Here is a 3,923-nt window from a genome sequence, read left to right as displayed (position 1 = left end):
GCCTATCAGGGCGATGATCCACCCAAGCATCGTCAATGCAAGAAGAGGGGAGATTTTGAGGAGAAAATAGGGGGCGATCTTGACCATCGTCGAAGAGTGAAGGATCGCGCTGACGGGGGCGGGAGCCACCATCGCTCCCAGCAGCCATCCGGAAAAAGGGATTTGCGCCCCCTTGATCAGCGCGGAGAGGGAGAAAAAAGCGGCAAAGAGCATGACGTAACCGCCCCCTTCTGAGACGATTTCCGAGAGGTAAATACTCCCCACAAGCACTTTGGCTACAAGGGCGGCTCCCAGCAGCGCGACCCCACCTATCTGGTTCATCCACAAGGCGGTTCGGGCATTGTCAAGCGACTCTTCGTTGCGGCGAAATCCGATCAGCCAGAAGCTCGCAAGCGTCGTCAGTTCGAAGAACAAAAAAAGCCATTGCAGATTGTCGGTCGATACCAGAAGGTTCATGATCCCCAAAAAGGCGCTTAGAAGGGAGAGAAAAAGTCTTTGGCGCAAAGGATCGTCGGTTTCGTCGCGCACATAGCGCAGAGTGTAGAGAAGGATAAGCGAGCCGACGATGTTGATGAGCAGGAACATAAAGACGCTGAGCCGGTCGACGAGGATATCGAACCCCTGCGGGGTATCAAAACTCTCAAGCAATCCCAAAAGGACGATTTGTACGATACTCAGCGCAAGGATGGGCTTATGGCGGTTTTTCCATCCTACCGATGCAAAATAAAGGAGCAAAACGGCATCTGCCGCCACAACAAAGGGATTTAGAGCGGGGATGGAAAGGATGAACGCCGATTCGAAGGAGATGTAGGCAAAGACGGACGAGCCGACCAATAGGACCGAAAGGGAAAATACAAGAAATAGAACGTACCGACTAACGTAAAAAATGCCGATCGCGGCGATAAACGGAGCTAATAAGAGTATAGCCAGATACGTTTGCATGGGTTATTGTAACGTAAATATCACACCTCACGGACACAGCGCAAATATTGGGTGATTTCGGTTCCGATGATGAAATGCTCGATCGCTTCGGAGGGGGTTTTGACGAACGGAGGGATTTTATGAATCTTGATACCGACGTTTTTCATCGTGTACAGAGTATTGAGACAGTATTGATCGACGATGAAAACGTCGCATTTGCCGATTGCTTCGAGCAAAACGTAGTGTTCGCTGATGTGGTTGGGATTTTGGCTTAGGGCGTTCTCGCAGGCGCACGCTTTCATGATGGGGTCGCTCAGCATCTTCCCCTTGTATTTGTCCCACGGGTTGATGCGGGTTTCGACATGGCGGTAACGGACTTCTTGGCGCTCTCCGCTCACTTCGTAGAGGGCGAACATCGTGCTGGTACAGGGATTATCGTGATACACGCGCTCTCGTGCATCGACCGGAACGGCTACGATCATCGGTGCTCCTCATCGTTTGCGCTTTCAATGCAATTTTTATTCTGCCGAGGGGGTGTGTCCGAAATGTCGGCGGATGAACAAAAATGTTTGGATTGTCATTTTTAGCGGGGAAAAGGAGCAAGAACGCCGTTTGCATTAACCTCTTCGATAAATGATTGCGTGCTGGATGAGGCAGAGGATCATTTGATTACTTATCAAGGAGAAAATCATGAGCTGTTCGTCAAGCCATAGCGAAGCTTTTATGCCCGATGATATCAAGGAAAAGATCCACAATCATCCATGCTACTCTGAGGGGGCCCACCATCATTATGCCCGTATCCACGTCGCGGTCGCCCCGGCGTGCAACATCCAGTGCAACTACTGCAACCGCAAATACGACTGTTCGAATGAAAGCCGTCCCGGCGTCACTTCAGAGCGCCTGAGTCCCGAAGAGGCGGCGAAAAAGGTACTCCTCGTCGGCGGCGAAGTGCAAAGAATGAGCGTATTGGGGATCGCCGGGCCCGGCGATGCGCTGGCGAATCCGGCTAAAACGTTCGAGACGTTCGGACTTGTGCGCAAATTCGCCCCCGATCTCAAACTCTGCCTCTCGACCAACGGGTTGGAACTCGCTACCTATATTGATGAAATGGTAGAGCACAACATCGATCATATCACCGTCACCATCAACAGCGTCGATGAAAGCGGCGAAATCGGTAGCCGAATCTATCCGTGGATTTTCTACAACAATAAACGCTATTACGGCAAAGAAGCGGCGCAAATTTTGTTGGAACGTCAGCTGGAAGGGATGAAAAAGTGTGTAGAAAAAGGGATTTTGATCAAAGCAAACTCGGTTTTGATCCCCGGCATCAATGACAAGCATCTTAGCGAAGTCTCCAAAAAGCTCAAAGAGATCGGGGTATTTTTGCACAATATTATGCCGATCCTCTCCGAGCCGGAGTTTGGGACCAAGTTTGCACTCGACGGTATCCCAAGCGCGACCGACCAGCAGCAGATGGAAGTGCAGGAGGCGTGCGGTATGGATATGAAACTGATGCAGCACTGCCGCCAATGCCGCGCCGATGCGGTTGGCCTCATCGGCGAAGACCGCGGAGCGGAGTTTACGAAGGACACATTCGCGGGGCTTAGTTTCGACGAACTCCAGATCAAGTACGACCTCGAAGCGCGTCAGGAAGCGCAGGCGAAGATCGAAGAGTTCCGGTTCTTCCTCGATCAGGCCAACGAACGGGTGCGCAAGGAAAAAGAAGAACTCAGCTCAGATGGTCATACGATCCTCGTGGCCGTCACGACGGCGGGTGAGGGGATGATCAACCAGCACTTCGGCAGCGTGCGCGAATTCCTGATCTACGAAGCGGGCGACAAAGGGATTCGATTTATTCACCACCGCAAAGTGGAAGCGGAATACTGTGCGGGACCGGACGGTACCAATCCGCTCCAACCGATCTTAGATCGTCTCAAAGATGTGAAATTGATCCTCACCGCCAAAATCGGAGGATGCCCTCAGGGGGATTTGGCGGCAGCTGGGATTGTTGCGGATCAAGATTATGCGTACCAGCCGATCGAAGCCTCCGTGCTTAAAGCGACTCGAAAATATTTTAACCTTCCCGAAGAGTTAGAAGTAAACTAAGGAGCCTATCATGGCGCTCATCAACGATACGACATTACGCGACGGGGAACAAGCTCCCTACGTTGCGTTCAATACCGCCGAAAAACTCCGTATTGCAACGCTTCTCGATGCGTGCGGTGCGGACGAACTCGAAATCGGTATCGCGGCGATGGGTGCGCGTGAACGCGACGACATCAAAGAGCTTTTGGGTCTGGGGCTAGGGGCGCGAATGATGACGTGGAACCGGATGAAAATGGAGGATTTGGAAGCCTCCCTCTCGTGCGGCGTCCGTGCCGTCGATCTCTCCATCCCCATCTCCGATCTGCTGATCGGGGTCAAATTCGGAGGTAGCAAACTCAAAGTTCTGCGTGAACTCGAACGGGTCGTCAGCGCTGCGACGAAAGAGGGATTGTTCGTCTGTATCGGCGGCGAGGACAGTTCGCGCGGGGACATCGGATTCATCCGCGACGTGATGGAACTCTCATCCGAATGCGGTGCGTCACGTTTCCGCTACTGCGATACGGTGGGGATCATGACCCCGACGCAGACGTATAACACGATCAAATCGCTGTGCGATTACGATCTGCTTCCCATCGAGATGCACACCCACAACGATTTCGGCCTTGCCAACGCCAACGCCCTCAGCGGCATCGATGCGGGGGCGGTATCGATGAACACGACCGTCATCGGTCTGGGTGAACGGGCCGGCAACGCCTCGTTCGAGCAGATTGTGATGACGCTTAAACATCTCTACGGCGAGGCGAGAACCATCGATCCCATCAAGATCCGCGATCTCGTCGCTACCGTAGCCGACGCGGCCAACATGCGCCTATCCCCGAATGCCCCCATCGTCGGAGAACACCTTTTTGCCCACGAAAGCGGTATTCATGCTGATGGAATGATGAAAGATTCGCACG

Annotated in this window: 4 protein-coding genes; 2 read left to right on the top strand and 2 right to left on the bottom strand. The window is 53.0% G+C overall.

Annotated features, from left to right (window positions below; all coding sequences use genetic code 11):
• Both JU82_RS09970 and JU82_RS09965 read right to left on the bottom strand, forming a co-directional pair.
• On the bottom strand, positions 1-942 hold a 942-nt coding region (locus JU82_RS09970; protein ID WP_294892799.1), incomplete at its 3' end, for a proton-conducting transporter membrane subunit.
• Between the two features lie 20 nt (positions 943-962).
• Positions 963-1,403 (bottom strand): hypothetical protein, encoded by a 441-nt coding sequence (locus tag JU82_RS09965; protein ID WP_037950088.1) that lies wholly within the window; start codon positions 1,401-1,403, stop codon positions 963-965.
• Between the two features lie 208 nt (positions 1,404-1,611).
• Between JU82_RS09965 and nifB the strand changes: the two genes are divergently transcribed.
• Positions 1,612-3,027: a nitrogenase cofactor biosynthesis protein NifB gene (nifB, locus tag JU82_RS09960; protein WP_294892797.1), complete on the top strand. Its 1,416-nt coding sequence runs from the start codon at positions 1,612-1,614 to the stop codon at positions 3,025-3,027.
• A 10-nt stretch (positions 3,028-3,037) separates the two neighbouring features.
• Positions 3,038-3,923 (top strand): homocitrate synthase (locus JU82_RS09955; protein WP_037950085.1); only part of this gene is annotated, 886 nt, incomplete at its 3' end.

This window comes from Sulfuricurvum sp. MLSB (assembly GCF_000747095.1).
GTDB lineage: Bacteria > Campylobacterota > Campylobacteria > Campylobacterales > Sulfurimonadaceae > Sulfuricurvum.
The sequence above is the reverse complement of the archived record's forward strand: the minus strand, read 5'-3'. Positions and strand labels throughout refer to the sequence as shown.

Coding starts and splice junctions, on each gene's coding strand:
- JU82_RS09965 (WP_037950088.1), bottom strand. CDS start 1,403: ATGATCGTAGCCGTTCCGGTCGATGCACGAGAGCGCGTGTATCACGAT.
- nifB (WP_294892797.1), top strand. CDS start 1,612: ATGAGCTGTTCGTCAAGCCATAGCGAAGCTTTTATGCCCGATGATATC.